The sequence below is a fragment of the Listeria costaricensis genome, from assembly GCF_900183385.1.
Classification (GTDB): Bacteria; Bacillota; Bacilli; order Lactobacillales; family Listeriaceae; genus Listeria; species Listeria costaricensis.
Map to the genome: position 1 here is coordinate 1 of NZ_FXUT01000005.1, position 15,997 is coordinate 15,997.

Annotated in this window: 15 protein-coding genes; 4 read left to right on the forward strand and 11 right to left on the reverse strand. The window is 43.1% G+C overall.

The features are described 5' to 3' along the window. Positions 1 to 365: 365 nt before the first annotated feature. Entirely contained in the window at positions 366 to 809 is a 444-nt protein-coding gene (gene perR / locus CS921_RS04180; protein ID WP_099221808.1) for a peroxide-responsive transcriptional repressor PerR, read from the reverse strand. 81 nt (positions 810 to 890) lie between these two features. Then, positions 891 to 1,835, reverse strand: a complete 945-nt coding sequence (locus CS921_RS04185) for an NAD(P)-dependent oxidoreductase (protein ID WP_099221809.1) — start codon at positions 1,833 to 1,835, stop codon at positions 891 to 893. Positions 1,836 to 1,974: 139 nt separating this feature from the next. On the opposite strand from CS921_RS04185, the gene CS921_RS04190 reads away from it, so the two are divergent. Continuing rightward, the gene (locus CS921_RS04190) at positions 1,975 to 3,285 is read left to right on the forward strand and encodes a glutamate-1-semialdehyde 2,1-aminomutase (RefSeq protein ID WP_099221810.1); all 1,311 of its coding nucleotides are present in this window, start codon (positions 1,975 to 1,977) and stop codon (positions 3,283 to 3,285) included. 72 nt (positions 3,286 to 3,357) lie between these two features. Beyond that, entirely contained in the window at positions 3,358 to 4,452 is a 1,095-nt protein-coding gene (locus CS921_RS04195; RefSeq protein WP_099221811.1) for an aromatic acid exporter family protein, read from the forward strand. Positions 4,453 to 4,495: 43 nt separating this feature from the next. Here the strand turns inward: CS921_RS04195 and ntdP are convergent, their stop codons facing one another. The 3 genes from ntdP to mutY all read right to left on the reverse strand — a co-directional run bounded on the left by ntdP (position 4,496) and on the right by mutY (position 6,958). After that, the gene (ntdP, locus tag CS921_RS04200) at positions 4,496 to 5,023 is read right to left on the reverse strand and encodes a nucleoside tri-diphosphate phosphatase (protein ID WP_099221812.1); all 528 of its coding nucleotides are present in this window, start codon (positions 5,021 to 5,023) and stop codon (positions 4,496 to 4,498) included. Positions 5,024 to 5,127: 104 nt separating this feature from the next. Further along, entirely contained in the window at positions 5,128 to 5,874 is a 747-nt protein-coding gene (fabL, locus tag CS921_RS04205; protein ID WP_099221813.1) for an enoyl-[acyl-carrier-protein] reductase FabL, read from the reverse strand. Position 5,875: 1 nt separating this feature from the next. Then, complete coding sequence (gene mutY / locus CS921_RS04210; protein WP_099221913.1) at positions 5,876 to 6,958, reverse strand: A/G-specific adenine glycosylase; 1,083 nt, start codon at positions 6,956 to 6,958, stop codon at positions 5,876 to 5,878. Positions 6,959 to 7,186: 228 nt separating this feature from the next. On the opposite strand from mutY, the gene CS921_RS04215 reads away from it, so the two are divergent. Then, positions 7,187 to 8,167 (forward strand): metal-dependent hydrolase, encoded by a 981-nt coding sequence (locus CS921_RS04215; RefSeq protein WP_099221814.1) that lies wholly within the window; start codon positions 7,187 to 7,189, stop codon positions 8,165 to 8,167. A 59-nt stretch (positions 8,168 to 8,226) separates the two neighbouring features. Here the strand turns inward: CS921_RS04215 and CS921_RS04220 are convergent, their stop codons facing one another. Genes CS921_RS04220 through recX form a run of 3 tightly spaced genes read right to left on the reverse strand, consistent with a single transcriptional unit; the run spans position 8,227 to position 9,733 of the window. Then, positions 8,227 to 8,688, reverse strand: coding sequence for a dCTP deaminase/dUTPase family protein (locus CS921_RS04220; RefSeq protein WP_099221815.1), 462 nt, complete (start codon positions 8,686 to 8,688; stop codon positions 8,227 to 8,229). Next, a complete protein-coding gene (locus tag CS921_RS04225; RefSeq protein ID WP_099221816.1) occupies positions 8,685 to 8,927 on the reverse strand; it encodes a YfhJ family protein in 243 nt (80 codons plus the stop codon). The genes CS921_RS04220 and CS921_RS04225 overlap by 4 nt, the downstream gene beginning before the upstream one ends. Continuing rightward, on the reverse strand, positions 8,924 to 9,733 hold the full coding sequence (gene recX / locus CS921_RS04230; protein WP_099221817.1) for a recombination regulator RecX: 810 nt from the start codon (positions 9,731 to 9,733) through the stop codon (positions 8,924 to 8,926). Before recX ends, CS921_RS04225 begins: the two co-directional genes overlap by 4 nt. 90 nt (positions 9,734 to 9,823) lie before the next feature. Here recX and CS921_RS04235 point away from each other — a divergent pair, with 90 nt between their 5' ends. After that, positions 9,824 to 10,729, forward strand: coding sequence for a TIGR01777 family oxidoreductase (locus CS921_RS04235; protein WP_099221818.1), 906 nt, complete (start codon positions 9,824 to 9,826; stop codon positions 10,727 to 10,729). A gap of 104 nt (positions 10,730 to 10,833) precedes the next feature. On the opposite strand, the gene CS921_RS04240 is transcribed toward CS921_RS04235, so the two are convergent. The 3 genes from CS921_RS04240 to CS921_RS04250 form a co-directional block, all read right to left on the reverse strand. Next, positions 10,834 to 12,507, reverse strand: coding sequence for a DUF4116 domain-containing protein (locus CS921_RS04240; RefSeq protein ID WP_099221819.1), 1,674 nt, complete (start codon positions 12,505 to 12,507; stop codon positions 10,834 to 10,836). Between the two features lie 159 nt (positions 12,508 to 12,666). Next, positions 12,667 to 15,264, reverse strand: a complete 2,598-nt coding sequence (gene mprF / locus CS921_RS04245; protein ID WP_099221820.1) for a bifunctional lysylphosphatidylglycerol flippase/synthetase MprF — start codon at positions 15,262 to 15,264, stop codon at positions 12,667 to 12,669. Positions 15,265 to 15,318: 54 nt separating this feature from the next. Further along, a complete protein-coding gene (locus tag CS921_RS04250; protein ID WP_099221821.1) occupies positions 15,319 to 15,990 on the reverse strand; it encodes a VanZ family protein in 672 nt (223 codons plus the stop codon). Positions 15,991 to 15,997: the final 7 nt, after the last annotated feature.

Sequence of the window (15,997 nt, forward strand, 5' to 3'; positions counted from 1 at the left end):
TTCAGTTTTCAAAGGTCATAAAACCGCGATTTCTAAGCATTCGCTTTTGTTTTTCGCGACTTTTAAATCATATCATTTCAACGCTCATCTGTCAACAACTTTTTAAAAGTTTTTTTGACGGCTGTTAGATTCAAAAGTGATGAATCAGTAGCGCCGAGAACTAATATACCAAGTTTCTGGAAATAAGTCAACACTATTTATGCATAAAATTTAAGAAAAATAATCATTTTCTTTTTCCAGCTATATTGATGATAGGCGCTTATCCTCTTATAACAATTGATGTATAAGATATTCATCCACACCTTATAGCCCTTTTCAGAAAAACTGCCCCGCCAATTTAGCGGAGCAGCCAGATGATTATTCATTTATTTTTGATGTTTGGCTTTACATTCCGGACAGATGCCGTAAACTTCCAACCGATGCTTATTGATTTCAAAACCTGTGACATGTGCAGCAAAGTGCTCTACTTCGTCAAGTCCCGGATAATGGAAGTCAACTATTTTTCCACACTCGTTGCAGATGGCGTGATAATGATTGGATGTTGAGAAATCAAATCTACTTGATGAATCGCCATATGTCAACTCTTTGATTAACCCCGCATCTCGGAAAACACGCAAATTATTATATACTGTCGCTACACTCATATTAGGAAAGTTTCCTTCAAGCGCGCGGTAAATTTCATCTGCGGTTGGATGCGAATGAGAATTAATTAAGAATTCAAGTATCGCATGACGTTGGGGAGTGATTCGAACTCCGGTTTTTTTTAAGACGTCTATTGCCTCTTTAAGATGAGCATTAGACACCGTCATGCACTCCTTTCTTAAATAGTAAAAAACTTATCTATCTCCTATATTACAGGAAACCTTGATGGCGTGTCAATATTCCATCTATTAGTAACCCCTGTGCAAATCCACTTTATTAACAATCGGCAAATTTTGGCGCATCTGTTCAAGACTTGCAAACCAAATGGCAAAACTTCGATCCAGATAGCGTTCTGAATGCCCGGAAACGTGCGGGGTAATGGTGACATTTTCTTGTTCCCATAGCGGATGATTGGCTGGTAACGGTTCTTGCTCGAGCACATCTAAATAGAAATGCGCCATTTTTTTACTGCGGGCCGCTTCGACTAAGGTTTCTAAAGAGACGGCTGGACCTCTGCCAATATTCACAAAAACCGCTGAACGATTTGCTGCTTCAAAAAAGGCCTGGTCGTAAATATGGTAGGTCTGTTTTGTATTAGGCAGAACGGAAACAAAGAAATCCGCTTCGGCTACTTTCTGAATACCTTCTTTTAGATTGTAAACTTTCTCAAAGTTGGGACTTTCATGACCGCTCGTATTGATGCCGATGGTCTGCATATCAAAGGCCCGCCCGATTTGCGCAACCTTTTGACCAATTGCCCCTGTTCCTGCAATTAGGAGCTTTTTACCTGCAAGTTCAGAGACAGGATGCGTACTGTGCCATTCTCTTTCGCGGGACTTTTCTGCGAAATAGGACAATTGCTTCACATGATCAAGTAAATAGCCAAAAACATATTCAGCCATTGGGACTGCATGGATCCCTCGAACATTTGAGACGGTGATCGATCGGTTCAAAATAGCTTCTTTGGGTAAATTATCTACACCTGCTGAGAAAATCATCAGCCATGTCAATCTTTTTGCGCTTGAGATAATTTCATCAGTCAAGCCGCCTCCGTAAGAAACAATCGTATCCATTTCGGCTAACTTTTCAAACTGTGCCAAATCCTCTGTATAAAATGCTTCGATTTCTGGAAATTTTTCTTGTTGTGCTTGCTTTAAATGTGCGGGTATTGGCATGGTAAATACAACTTTCATCTGCACCGCCTCCTTTTTTCCAGTGTATGACTTTTTTTAGAAAACGGCAATTAACTTGTCCTGGTTGTGCATTGCGAGAATCCTTTTTTTCGCATAGAATGAAAAAGACAGGCTTTATTATGTAGAAGGAGATGGAAAGATGAACTATTCAAAATCTGAAGAACTTTATGCCGAAGCTACTCAGCATATCGTGGGTGGTGTAAACAGTCCCAGTCGTTCTTATAAGGGCGTTGGTGGCGGCATCCCAGTCACAATGGAGCGTGGTGAAGGAGCTTATTTCTATGATGTCGATGGTAACAAATATATCGATTATCTGGCAGCATTCGGCCCAATTATTACAGGTTTCGCACATCCGCACATTACAAAAGCAATTACGCATGCGGCAGAAACAGGTGTTTTATTTGGCACCCCCACTGTTCATGAAGTTACTTTTTCCAAAATGCTGAAAGAGGCAATTCCCTCGCTGGAAAAAGTTCGCTTTACAAATTCTGGAACTGAAGCCGTGATGACAACGGTTCGTGTGGCGCGTGCCTATACGGGTCGTGATAAGATCATTAAATTCGGCGGTTCCTATCATGGACACTTTGATTTGGTGCTTGTTGAAGCAGGTTCAGGTCCGTCTACATTAGGCACGCCGGACTCGGCGGGTGTAACGGAAGCGACGGCTAAAGAGGTTATCACGGTTCCCTTCAATGATTTGGATGCTTTCAAAGAGGCACTCGACGTTTGGGGGAACGAGGTGGCAGCTGTCTTAGTGGAACCGATTATTGGGAATTTTGGAATTGTTGGTCCGGAAAAAGGATTCCTGGAAGCGGTCAATGAGCTGACTCATGCGGCCGGGGCACTTGTGATTTATGATGAAGTGATTACTGCTTTCCGCTTTATGTATGGTGGCGCGCAAAATTATTTGGGTGTGACGCCTGATCTTACTGCAATGGGCAAAATTATTGGTGGTGGACTGCCGATTGGGGCTTATGGCGGTCGGGTCGACATTATGGAGAAAGTGGCGCCGCTTGGACCGGCTTATCAGGCTGGAACGCATGCGGGGAATCCGGCTTCCATTTTGGCTGGCATCGCTTGTTTGGAAGTTTTGCAAGAAGAGGGTGCATATGAACGGATGGCGGATTTTGGGGAGCAGTTGAAAAACGGGATCTACCAGGCGGCAGAAAAATATGGTCAGACCATTACGATCAATCAAATTGGTGGTGGCTTGACGGTCTTCTTTACTGACAAGATTATCAAAAATTATGCAGATGCAGAAGCCAGTGATGGAGTGAAATTCGGTCGATTCTTTAAATTGATGCGCGATTTAGGCATCAACTTGGCACCTTCTAAATTTGAAGCTTGGTTTTTGACAACGGAACATACACAGGCGGATATTGATGAGACTCTTCAAGCTGTCAATGAAGCATTTCGCCTGATGTCACTAGATGACAAGGGTCAGAACTAACATCTTCTAAGCAGAGCATGTATAATGGAACTAACCAAAAAGATCGCTAAATAGAGAAAGGAATTACCTACTATGAAATTTGGAGCTCGGATAGTCAAAACCGGGATTGCGATCAGCCTGGCACTTTTTATCGCCCAGCTTTTCCATTCTCCTTCGCCATCGCTTGCAGGTATTTCCGCAGTCTTTGCGATACAGCCTTCCATTTATCGTTCATATTTAACGATTCTTGAGCGGGCACAGGGGAATGTCATTGGAGCACTCATCGCGATTATATTCGGACTTTTTATTGGCAACGATTTTATTTTGATCGGCGTTGCTTCCATTTTGTGCGTGGCACTGCTCATTCAACTGAAACTGGAAAATACAATTGGGCTTGCGGTTGTGACACTGGTCATCGTAATGGATTCACCGGGGAATGATTTCCTTGAAGTCGCGCTGATCCGGTTCGGCACGATCATGCTGGGTCTTGTTGCTGCGTTTATTGTCAATTTAATTTTTATTCCGCCGAAATATGAAGTTTCCCTTTTTCAAACGATCTATCATACCAACACGGAGATCATGAAATGGATTAAGCTGAATTTACGTCATGCAGCGGACTTCCCGCTTTTGAAAAAGGATATGGAATGGATGCAAAAGCAAATCGCCCAAACGCGCAACACGTATCAGCTTTATCAGGAAGAGCGGACAATTTTCAAAAAAAATGCCGATCCAAAAGCGCGCAAGCTGGCCGTTTACAGACAGATGATTCAATGCTCGCAGAAAGCCTACGAACTGCTGAAAATCCAGCATCGTTATGAAAATGACTATCTGCTTCTGCCAGCTGAGAAACAAGAATTAATCCGGCAGCAGGTCGATTATTTGACCGATAAGCATGAACAGCTTCTCTTAGCTTATATTGACAAGGTCTCCATCAACATCGAGTATGTGGAGGATCATATTAAAGAGGACCCCAAAGAATTGCTGGAACTCTTTTTAAGCGAGATGGAAATGCGGGATTTAGCGGTGGAAAATGAGGATGAAATGGATCCCTATCACCTCATGCGGATTGTTGCCAGTATATTTGCCTATCAGGAAACGATCGATTACTTGGAAAAGCTGATCCACAGTTTCAAGCTGCGGCATAAAGAAGCGAATAAGATTGACATTAGCGTAACTGAAAACAAATAAAAAAACAGGTATCTGCTCCTTTGATGAACAGATACCTGTTTTTTTAACGGTATTCTTTGTACTTTTCGTACCAGATATCGATATAGTCTTTTGAAAAAGGACCTTTTTTATCGAGAATCCAGTGACTGAGGATGTCAACTTGATGGCGCAAAATGCGATCGATAGAATCAGGATATTTCATCTGTCTGCGATGCTGCTCATATTCCCCTTCGTCAAGCAGGTGGAAGCGGCCATCTGGAAAAACTTTGATATCAAGATCATAATCAATATACTTGATTGCCTCTTCATCAACAGCAAATGGGGTGCCCAGATTGCAATAATGATAAAGACCATCTTCGCGAATCATGGATATGACGTTAAACCAGTAATCACTATGGAAATAGCAGATTGCTGGCTCGCGAGTGACCCATTTTCTGCCATCTGATTCGACGACAAGTGTATGATCGTTTCCTCCGATAATCACGTTTTCGCTTGCTTTTAATACAATTGTTTTCTTCCAAGTACGATGAAGTTTACCGTTATGTTTATAGCTTTTGATTTGTACGATTTCTTTTTCCTTAGGCAGGTACATCCTCTATCCTACTTTCTTCATGTACTTCAATACCGGGTTCATCGTATATTATAACACATGAATGGAAAGAGGTGAAAATATTACACTGTTCCATTTTAAAACCTTTAAACAAGGAGGGTTCGGCCGCCATCCACAACGATTGTTTGACCGCGAATCATCCCTGCTTGGTCGCTGATTAGAAAGAGGACGGCATTCGCTAAATCGGCTGCTTGCACCATTCGACCGGCTGGTGTATTTTCTGCTGCATCTTTCAGCATTTCTTCGCGATTGGGGAAATGTGTGAGTGCATCCGTATCAATCAGACCGCCTGATACAGCATTGACAGAAATGCCAAGTGGCGCCAGTTCTACAGCCAGATAGCGCGTTAGATTTTCAACGGCTGCTTTTGAGACGCCCACCGTTGTATAGTTGTTCAAATAACGAATCGCACCGATCGAGCTGATGGCAACAATTTTGCCGCCGCCTTGTTTTTCCATCCGTTTTGCTGCTTCCTGTGCCGCAAACAGCAGCGCCTTGGCATTGATATCCATTGTCCAATCCCAATGATTTTCTTCTAGTTCCATTAGCGGACGTAATACGCCGCTCGCTGCATTATTGATAAACACGTCTAGGCGACCAAAAGTCTGATCAAATTGGTGAAACATTTCTTTGATTTTTGCCACATCGCCTACATTTGCCCGATAGATTTCGCATTTTCGTCCAAGTGCTTGGATTTCTTCTTGAACAGCCTCTGCTTTTTTACGGTTTCTGGCAAAATTCAACGCTATATCATAGCCTTGTTCTGCGAGTCGAAGGGCAATTTCTTTCCCCAACCCGCGACTACTTCCAGTAATAAATGCTACTTTTGTCATGTTAAATTTCCCCCTTTTGCTTTAAAAACGCTTGCCAAACTTTTTGGTAAGGTACTGGAAAGGCATACTGCGCCATTTCCGATTCATTCATCCATTTTACTTGCTCTGTATGATTTTCTGCAACTACTTTTGCCGTGTAAGCATCCATTTCCCACACTAAATGGGAAAATATATGCCGAACATGGACGAATGGTGTTTCTTGCCACTCAAGGTCTAAGCCATACTCTTTTTGAATGGCAAGGCGAATTAATTCCGGATGATCAGAAAGAGACACTTCAATGGTTGGAAATTGCCATAAATTAGCAAGCAGCCCTTCTTCTGGGCGTTTTTCTACTAGCACCTGCCCCTCTTTTTCAACAATCATGGCAATCCGGTCAATTTTTTTGGTTTTGATTTTCTTGATTTTAACCGGGTAATCTGTTTCTTTGCCGTTTATATGCGCGGAACAAAATTCTTGAAGCGGACAAAGGAGGCACATTGGTTTGGTAGGTGTGCAAACTAACGCCCCTATTTCCATTAACCCTTGGTTGAAAGAAGAAGGATCATCCGGGTCTATCAGTTGATAGAGCAGCTCTTCAAAGATTTTGCGCGTCTTGGATTTCATGATATCATCTGGAATTTCAAAAATACGGGAGATCACCCGCATCACGTTGCCATCTACAGCTGGTTCAGGCAATCCGTAAACGATACTCAAAATCGCACCTGCTGTATAAGGGCCGACTCCTTTTAAACTTAATACATCTTTTAAGTCGCGCGGCATCTCGCCGCCAAATTCCTCTATCACTGTCCGCATGCCAATTTGAAGATTGCGGACGCGTGAATAATAGCCAAGTCCTTCCCATGCCTTTAAAATCTCTGCTTCCTCGGCATAAGCGAAATCGGTCATCGTTGGAAATTTTGTCATAAATCGTTCAAAATAAGGGATCACTGTGTCCACACGTGTCTGCTGAAGCATAATTTCTGAAACCCAAATGCGATAGGGATCCTGATTCATTCGCCAAGGCAGATCACGTCGATTCTTTTTATACCAGCCGACAAGCGCACGACGAAAAGCGTCTATCTTTTCTGGAGTTAGTGTTTTCATTAGATTTTCAGTCATTTTCTCACCGTAATTCTCATAGTTTTTTAATGTGTAGTTGTGCGCAATGTGTAGTATAATTGATACAGGGAATAGATGAATAAGCAAGACTTTTTGAGTCCTGTTCCATTGTACTTAAAAAATCTTGTGTTGGGCAATGATTTGCTCAAATTCATCCCTGTTCATCAATTGTGACAATCATCAAGTTGTGAAACATTCAGAGGAGGAAGGCTTTTGGACACTGGCACTCACGTCGTTATGGGGATTGCACTCGGGGCGCTCGCTACGATTGATCCCGTTGTTGCAAGTAGTTCACACGCCGCGGTCGGTATTATGACGGCGACGATTATTGGTTCTCAGATTCCAGACGTTGATACTGTATTAAAACTTAAAAACAATGCGGACTATATCCGCAATCATCGCGGGATTACACATTCCATGCCGATGCTTGCTATTTGGCCGCTACTCATCTCATCTGTACTTTACCTGTTCTTTCCGCAAGCAACCTTTTTACACTTATTGTTATGGAGCTTTATCGCGGTTGGACTGCACATTTTCGTAGATATCTTTAATGCCTACGGAACACAGGCGATCAGGCCGTTCAAGGATACTTGGGTGGCATTCGGGTTCATCAACACATTCGACTGGTTTATTTTCGGCTCGCATGTGGTGGCCATTGTACTTTGGCTGTTAGGTGCTCCGGCTGGGCCAACATTCTTCACACTCTACGGCATTTTAGTTTTCTACTATCTTGCAAGATTTATTACGCAGCGAATGATTCGGCGCGTTGTTCTCAATCTGATTCCAGATGCGGAGGAAGTGATTATTGCTTCAACAATCCATTTCTTCCAGTGGCGCGTGGCTGTTACAACGAAGGAACATTATTATGTGGGTCGGGCTTTCAAGCGAAACATTTCCATCTATGAAAAATTTGATCGTCTGCCTGTTCCAGATAATGAAATCATTCGAGCTGCTAAAAAAGACAAGAATCTGGCCGCTTTTGTTTCTTTCTCAAAAGTGTATAACTGGCGGATCGAGGAAAAGATGGATGCCACCTATGTGACATTTACTGATCTGAGATACCGAAGCAATGGGCATTACCCATTTGTTGCCGTCGTTCGTTTAGATGATGATTTAAATATCCTGTCATCGAATACCGGGTGGATTTTCTCTACAGAAAAATTGCAGAAAAAGCTCATCCCGGCGGCTGTCTAACTTTTATCTCATAACAAAAAAAGTCCAAGTATCGCAAGTAGCGATGCTTGGGCTTTTCTTTATTTACCGGTACTGCCGACGCCGCCAATTCGCGCTTCATTTTGTACGCAATCTTCGTCTGCCACAAGATATTTACTAAAAATCCCTTGGGCGATCCGCTCGCCTGCACCAATTTCTACAGGGGCTGCGGTTATGTTTTTCATTGCGATGCCAATATTGCCGTCATTTCCGGGGTTACTGTAATAGGAAGAATCAATAATGCCGGTCGAGTTTGATAAGATGAGTCCTCGTTTAATTCCGATGGACGAGCGCACAAAGATGCTCAGCACTTCATCTTCCAGCATATAGGCTTTGATGTCCGTCCAGAAAACATGTTGTTCGCCCGGTGCAAGTATGGCCGTTTCATTGGAGAAAAAATCATAGCCGGCTGAGCCTTTATCCCCTCTTACAGGAAGCTGTACAGTTTCTTCAGGAAATTTGCGTTGTGATGGTGTAACGATTTCAAATCCTCTTTGTTTCATTTTTTGTCCTCACTTTTCTTTTTAGGTTCTAAATGATGCAGCTTGTCGCCATGAATGGCAATTTGTTTTTTGACATAGTCATAGGCGTATTCCTCGCCTCGATATGGATAGCCAGCTTTCGCATAGGAACTTTCAAAATCGCTCCACAAGGATTCAATCCATAAAAGCGCCTGTTCTTCACTAAGCGCCGGATTTTTTTCTAAAAGCAGGGCTGTGAGTTCTTCAATATAACGATTCATTCTTCCTCTCCCCCAAACCGAATTTCATGCTCACTGATGTAAGAGATAATCGTATCATAAGAAAAGCCTTTTTGCATCAATGATTGGATGATTTTTTGTTTTTGCTTGGCTGGCTCAAAGCGGGCATTCTTGCGGAGCAGCTTGTCGAACTGTCCACTTAACAGGTCCTCTTCGTCGCGCGGGGCTTCTTGGATGACTTTCCCCGCCAGGCTTTTGGCCGTCTCAGCTGGATAGCCTTTTTGCATCAGTTCAGTCGTGATTTTGCTGGTAAGCCGATGCCCTGTCAGTGATTTGCTACGTCGTAAAATTTTTTGTGCCAGCTTTTGACCGTTTTCTTCCAGACTTTTTTGACTGTATGCTTCCAGTGCTCGTTCGATCTCTTCTCGTGTAATCCCTTTTTCGATCAGCTCACGTTCGATTTGACCGGGGCCTTTTTGCGTGGTATTGATTTGCGTACGTGTATAAAGCAGGGCAAATTCCTGGTCATTCACATAGGACATTTCACTGAGCTTTTGGAGTACCTGCTGAATGACCGCACTTGAAAACTCATATTTGCGCAAATACTGGCGAATTTCTTTTTCAGAACGGATTCTGCTTGAAAGGAAATGGATCGCGCGGTTGAGTGCTTGGCGGCTTGTATCCGCTGCTTCTACTTTTGCTAGAAATTCTTCTGTAACTTCCTTATCTTTAAGAAGTTGAAAACGCGCCAGTACCTCTTCATCCACACTTAATCGGTACTCACCGTCAATATAAAGATTATAGCGCTCCTGATTGCGCTTGCCTTGACTGATGGATGTAATTTTCATATTTGAACCTCCTTTTTCTATCGATACCTCAAAGAAGCGTTTTAAGACGAGCTGAAAGGGAATAAGCTAAAAGAAATGAGGTGATCTTACATGAACATTTTGCTCGCAGGCGGCACGGGTTTTATCGGTAGCCATCTGGTTCATGACTTTGAAAAGCAGACAGACCATATCTATATTTTAACACGCCACAAGCAGAAAGATTACGCAAATGTCCATTTTATTGAATGGCTACAGGAAGACGTGCCTCTGCCTGACCTCTCTCCTTACGAAATTGATGCTGTGATCAATCTGGCTGGTACCTCTTTGTCAGAAGGACGCTGGACAGCGGAGCGAAAACGTGAGATTGTCACAAGTCGGATTACTGCCACATCCGCTCTCACGGCAATGCTCAGAAAACTCGAAACCAAGCCTCAGGTACTCTTGAACGCTAGCGCCATTGGGATCTATCCACCCTCTCGTTCTGCGATTTATCTGGATACGGAAATTTGTGAGAAGGATTATGATTTCCTCGGACGGACGGTCATTGAATGGGAAAAAACGGCCAGTGAGCTGACCCACTACGGTATGCGGGTCGTCTATCTGCGATTTGGCATGATTCTCGGGACAGACGGCGGCGGCTTTCCATTATTTGAAAAGACCTTTCAAAGTTTTCTTGGTGGGCGCTATGGAAATGGCAGGCAGTGGTATTCTTGGATTCATATAGAGGATGTCGTTCGAGCGGTGAATTTTATTTTACAAACGCCGGAACTTAGCGGTGGAATCAACATAACGGCGCCGCATCCCGTTCAGCAGAAAAAATTTGCTGACTTACTGGCGAAAAAACTTCACCGCCCTTCCAAACTGCCCATCCCTAAAGCCGCACTCAAACTGGCACTCGGGGAAAAAGCCCAGCTCGTTCTTGCCGGGCAGCGTGCCTATCCTGAGAAACTTTTAAGCCACCATTTTGAATTTCAGTTTCCTACATTAAGCGAAGCCTTGGATGATTTGCTTGAATAGCCGTATTATTTTCCAAGGAATAAAGAACCAGGAATTGGGCAGTCTCCATTTTAAGAATGGCTGTATGGCTCAATTTCTGGTTCTTTTTATTGGACGGGGTCCCTCTATTCCTTCTCGTGATAAAGATGCTCGGATAGATAATCGTTATAGTAGCCCCACCTATTATTTCGACGGATGGCACGGATGATTTCATCGGTAAGAACGCTTGGTGGCAGATCCTCAATCTCAATATAGGGTTCCGTAACATCTAGTAAAGTAATAAGCGCCGTTTCAGTCCATGCAGATTGCCAAACTCTTTCCAGAAAACCCTTGTATCTAGCTTCATGCTTTTCATCTGCTTCAATTTTCTTCAAATATTGCGCATTATATCGACCATATTGCCAGTAATTCAGTCCATGTCTTTCTTTTACTATTGCCCATTCTGGTTGCTCTTGATAGCTTGATTCTGCATACTGAAAAAGATTTTTATCCACATAGTATCCAGGTACCTTATCAAAATATTTCAGGCCATGATCAATCACATATTTGAGGAAGTTTTCAATATGATGAGCAGATGGTTCATATTTATCCAGCTCTTGCAAAGCGAATTCAATGATGGAGAAACTCCCTTTTTTAAGTGCCGTGAGCATGAAAAGATAATTAACTTGAGGAGCCAAAATTTTCTCTTTTGGAAGCCCTCTAAACGTGTAACCGTTGTATTGAATCATTTCTAAAAGCAGTTCATCATCATTTTGTAGTTCTTCGGGCAGATCAGAAATCTCCACACCACGAACCTTTGCCGCTTGCATGCAAAGAGCTCTTGTTCTGAATTTCATCGGGACATATTCCATGATTTGCGGCCCACATTTGTCTGAGTAAAAGGCTTGTTCACATAGCGCCATGGTAATCTGTTCTTTCGGCACATAGGCTAAACAATAGGGGTCTCTTGCCACCGCTTGTTCACAGATTTTTTTCGAGCGAAACTCTTTGGGAATGAAGCCTAGCAATTCTTCCGAAGAACTGTCTTCTCTTTGAAGGCGATCTTGAAAAGTTCGGTCATAAAAAGCTTGATCAAGTATCTCTATTTCTCCAGTTTTAATGACCTTTTTGCCTGATAGAAGTCTTGAAAGGAGATCATCCCACAAAAAGATATCCGCAAGTAGGAGCTCTTTCAACTCTTCAGGAAGCAGGCGCTTGCCATCCTCATTTTCTTCAAACGATTGACTCAATATATCTATATCAGCAAATTCCCCGTAACTGAATTGGGATGTATTGCTGGTATACTCCACATGGTGATCATCATTGATTGCTAGTTGGGCATGCAGATTTTCGCCAATCACAGCAAACCCATCGTTATAGTAAAAATACGCACACGCGCGAATGACCGCATCTCTATTTATTATCACACTGCTACCGCCTGCAATCAGGTTGTCTGCTGTAACACTTCCGCTAACAGCAAGCGCCGCGCCATAGTCACTGTTTTGATTGATAATTGAGCCACGAACATGTAAATCACCTAGAATAAACAAGCCGGTTATGCCATAATTCTTCTCCATTTCCGCGTTGTTCTCAAAATGAAAGACCGTTTTGAGCCATTTCTGACAGTTGGTCCCCCAGTTTTCATTTTCTATTTTATCTAAAATTAAATCTCCGTCTATTTCCAGATCGCCATTAACGACTAAAACAAAATAATTTTCTATATCACGTTCATAAAACCAACTTAATTGCGAAAAAGTTTGATTGAGCGGATATTTTTTCACTGCCTCTCGCCCAACTATGAGTTCGATGTTTTTCATCATGTTTGCTACACACTCCATTCATTTGTTCTATCTATTTTAACACATAAATTTTCTTTCAACGATTACGAAGACATTCACAAAAAAGCGCCGCTCCTTTAGAGCGACGCAATGACTTATTTTTATGGAACGTTTGACAAAAGGCGATCAATGGATGAAAAATTACGATTGATCCTGCTGCTGATTCAATTCATCAAGCGGGATCTCCAAGATGATTTGATTTTTAGCAAGTGGACGTTTTTTCCCGACGAGAAGCATCAGTTGGATCATGGTAAAGGCGATCGAGCTGCGCTTCCGGAAGGCCACATATTTCTGAACCCACTCGTTTACATATTTATCTTTGTAACGACGCAGGCCTTGGAAACCGTAAAAGCCTTGACTGTAGCGATAGACGAGTCCGGCAAGTCGTTCTCCGAGGAAGGCAAATTTTGTTTCGCCGACATTCGCAAGTGGCGCCATACCGATATTAAAGACTCGATATCCTTCACTTTTTGCTTTTTCAAACAGGTTGATAAAGAGGACATCCATAATGCCACTCGGTGCATCTTTTCCATAACGCATTAGGTCGATCGAGGTCATTTTTTCATTATAAGCAGGCATCAAAGAGGCAAAGGCTACAATTTCTCCTTCTGAATCGCGAATTACTGCAATCCCTGCCTGTTCTAAATAATAACGGTCAAAAAAGCCTAGTGAGAAGCCTTTTTCAGTACGTCCGTCTAGCCATTCATCTGAAATTTGACGCAGTCTGCTCCAAGTTTTAGCTGAATAAGGTGCTTCTAAAATCTCAAATTGATACGATTCGCGCTCCATTTTGTTCATCAGTGCCCGTTCGCCCTTTTTCTTCTTGCCGGAAAGCGTAAAGTTTTCTACATCCACAAAGCCTTCTTCACCTAGTTTGATAAAATCAAAGCCTAGTTCATGAAGGTAAGGCAGCATGTCCCCTGTTACTTCATAAAAGACAGGTCGATAGCCGAATTTATCCGCCGTTTCCATCACTTCGAGCACGGCATCCTCTTGTTTGGAGAGATCTCCTGTCGGCTCCCCCATGATCACCATCTTATCCGCGATGATTCGAAAGGCAAACAAAACACTGCCTTCTTGTGCCCAAAAAAGCAACTTGTCCCGCAGGAAAACCGTGTGGCTGACTTCATTGCCGCCCCATTTGGCTAAATGCGCGCGGACGCGTGTTTCCTCAAATGGTGAGCCTAGTTTGTCGGGTGACAAGGATAGATAGATATAGATCACGATTAGGCAGATGACTGCGATGATCATGCCGATGAAGCCAGTCACCCAAATATGTTCAGACGCGATGGCCAGATATTCGGGAATTTGTTTTTTGTGCGGGATATTTGGTGAATTGTAAATCCCGATGACGACATACCCGGTCAAACACGCTAGGAAAAGGCAGATGTCAAAGATGATTTTACTCCATGTGTAGACAAATTTTTCACGGTAGAATTCATTGCGCGCCAAGTACACGCAGAGCAAAACAATCCCGAGAAAAATCGCCTGCTTGATGGAAAATACTCGAGCCAGCGTATTGAAAATGGCACAGCCGAGCACGATAACGGTGGTCAGATAGGCTTTTTTCGTCTTGCTTTCAATTCCTCGGGCAAGTCCTAAGAGCAGAAAGCCAAATGCCACATTTGTCACTTGCGAAATGAACAGGAAGCTAAACGGTAGCAACTTATATAGAAACGGTACGTGGTAGATCGCAAATGGCAGAACGGAGGATAGGATGAGCATCAAACCGCTAAAATAAACAAATAGCACCAAAAAGCGATGGGCTAATTTTTGTAAGAAAAGGATGGGCAGCCCTTCTAAATAATCATTGAAACGTTTGCCGGCTTTTAAGATGAAGCAGAGAATTCCGACTAAAAATGGGATAATGTAGTAAAAAATACGATAAAACAGCAGCCAGACCAGCGCCAGTTCTTCTGCCACGCCTAGTTGTCCGAGGCCATACACCATCACGAGGTCGAAGGTGCCGATGCCGCCTGGAATCATCGAAGCAACCCCGATGACAGAGGCGATCACAAAGAGTGGGAATACTTTGATGAGGTCAACCGGCTCGTTCATTAAGAAGCCGATGATGACGAAACAACCGTAAGCAAACAGCCACTCGAAAATGGAGCCGCCGATGAGCACCAGTTCACGCTTTAATGGAAGATCGACAAAGAGCGACTTGCTTTTCCATTTGGTCATTGTAAAGAGGATGGGAAAATACAGGCCGCCCCCGAGTAGCCAGGGCCAGTAATTCCGAAAGTGGTCGGCAAAGCCTGGTATTGGCAATGTCGCAAGCCCTACGAGACAGAAGATCGACAGGCCGGACACAAGAAATAAGGCAATCTTGGAAATGGCCAGCAGGATTTCTTTATGGGAGGCATTTTTTCCGTAAAAGCTAGCACGCAGCGAAGCCCCTAGCACACCGCCGAAGCCGCCGATATTCGTGAAGGTATTCGTAATCCAGCCGGACATGATAATATGTGAGACTGGGAATTTACCGGGCAGCAGTTTGACGATCATAAAGTCATATACCAGCATCGGCGTGACGGCCAGCAAGCCAACGACCAGCATGATCAACAGACTTTCCGGGCTTTGACTGGTCATATTTGTTTTTAATGATTGATAATCGATTCCTGTTGCAATATTGATGATTTCATAAATGACAAAGGCGGAAATCAGTGAAACAAAGACGATTTTAACGATCTTGCTATTTTTTTGGAACCATGCATACATTTGCAGCAGTTTTTCTTTCATTTTCATTTCTCCTTTAGCTCTTTCAAATAGCCTCCCTAAGCTATCCCCGTTTGTTTAACGTTTCCCAATTCTTTTTCGAACAGAGGGAATCATGAGCGCAATGACTGCCCCAATTCCCCCACTGATTGTATTTAAGATGATGTCATCTATATCTGTGGATCGTTCTAGTGGAAGTGTCATCCCACTGAAACCCGTAATCAGTGTGGTTTGAATGAATTGAACGACCTCGATCCCACACGAAGTCAAAAAAACAACAAATACGGCACTGCGAACGCGCTTGACAATTTTGAAATACAGAAGAAAGAAGGCAAGCGGCGCAAGCATGAGTATATTTCCGACAACTTGCACGATTGTCGGCATGGTTGGAAGCGCCTGTCTAAAGGTATTTTCGATGGTGGTAAATGGCACTAAATTGATTAGTTCCTTTTGGATATGAAAATCACCCGTATATGTGCTGCTCATAAAGTCCCCCACAGCGATATACGAAACTAAATGATGTAGAATAAAGATATAAAGAATAAATACGGCAAACCAGATAAAATCAATCCAATTTCGAAGCTTAGCGCGTTTTGTAAGCCAGCAGGTAAATAAAAAAAGGATCAGCCCATTAGCCAAGGAGTTGACCAGTTCAGTCTGGCTACCAAATTGGAGCGCTAGTGTGGCGCCGTAAGCCATATAAAGCAGCGGAAGACATAAAACCAAGTATTTCAAACGCTGGAGATTCAATTTTGTT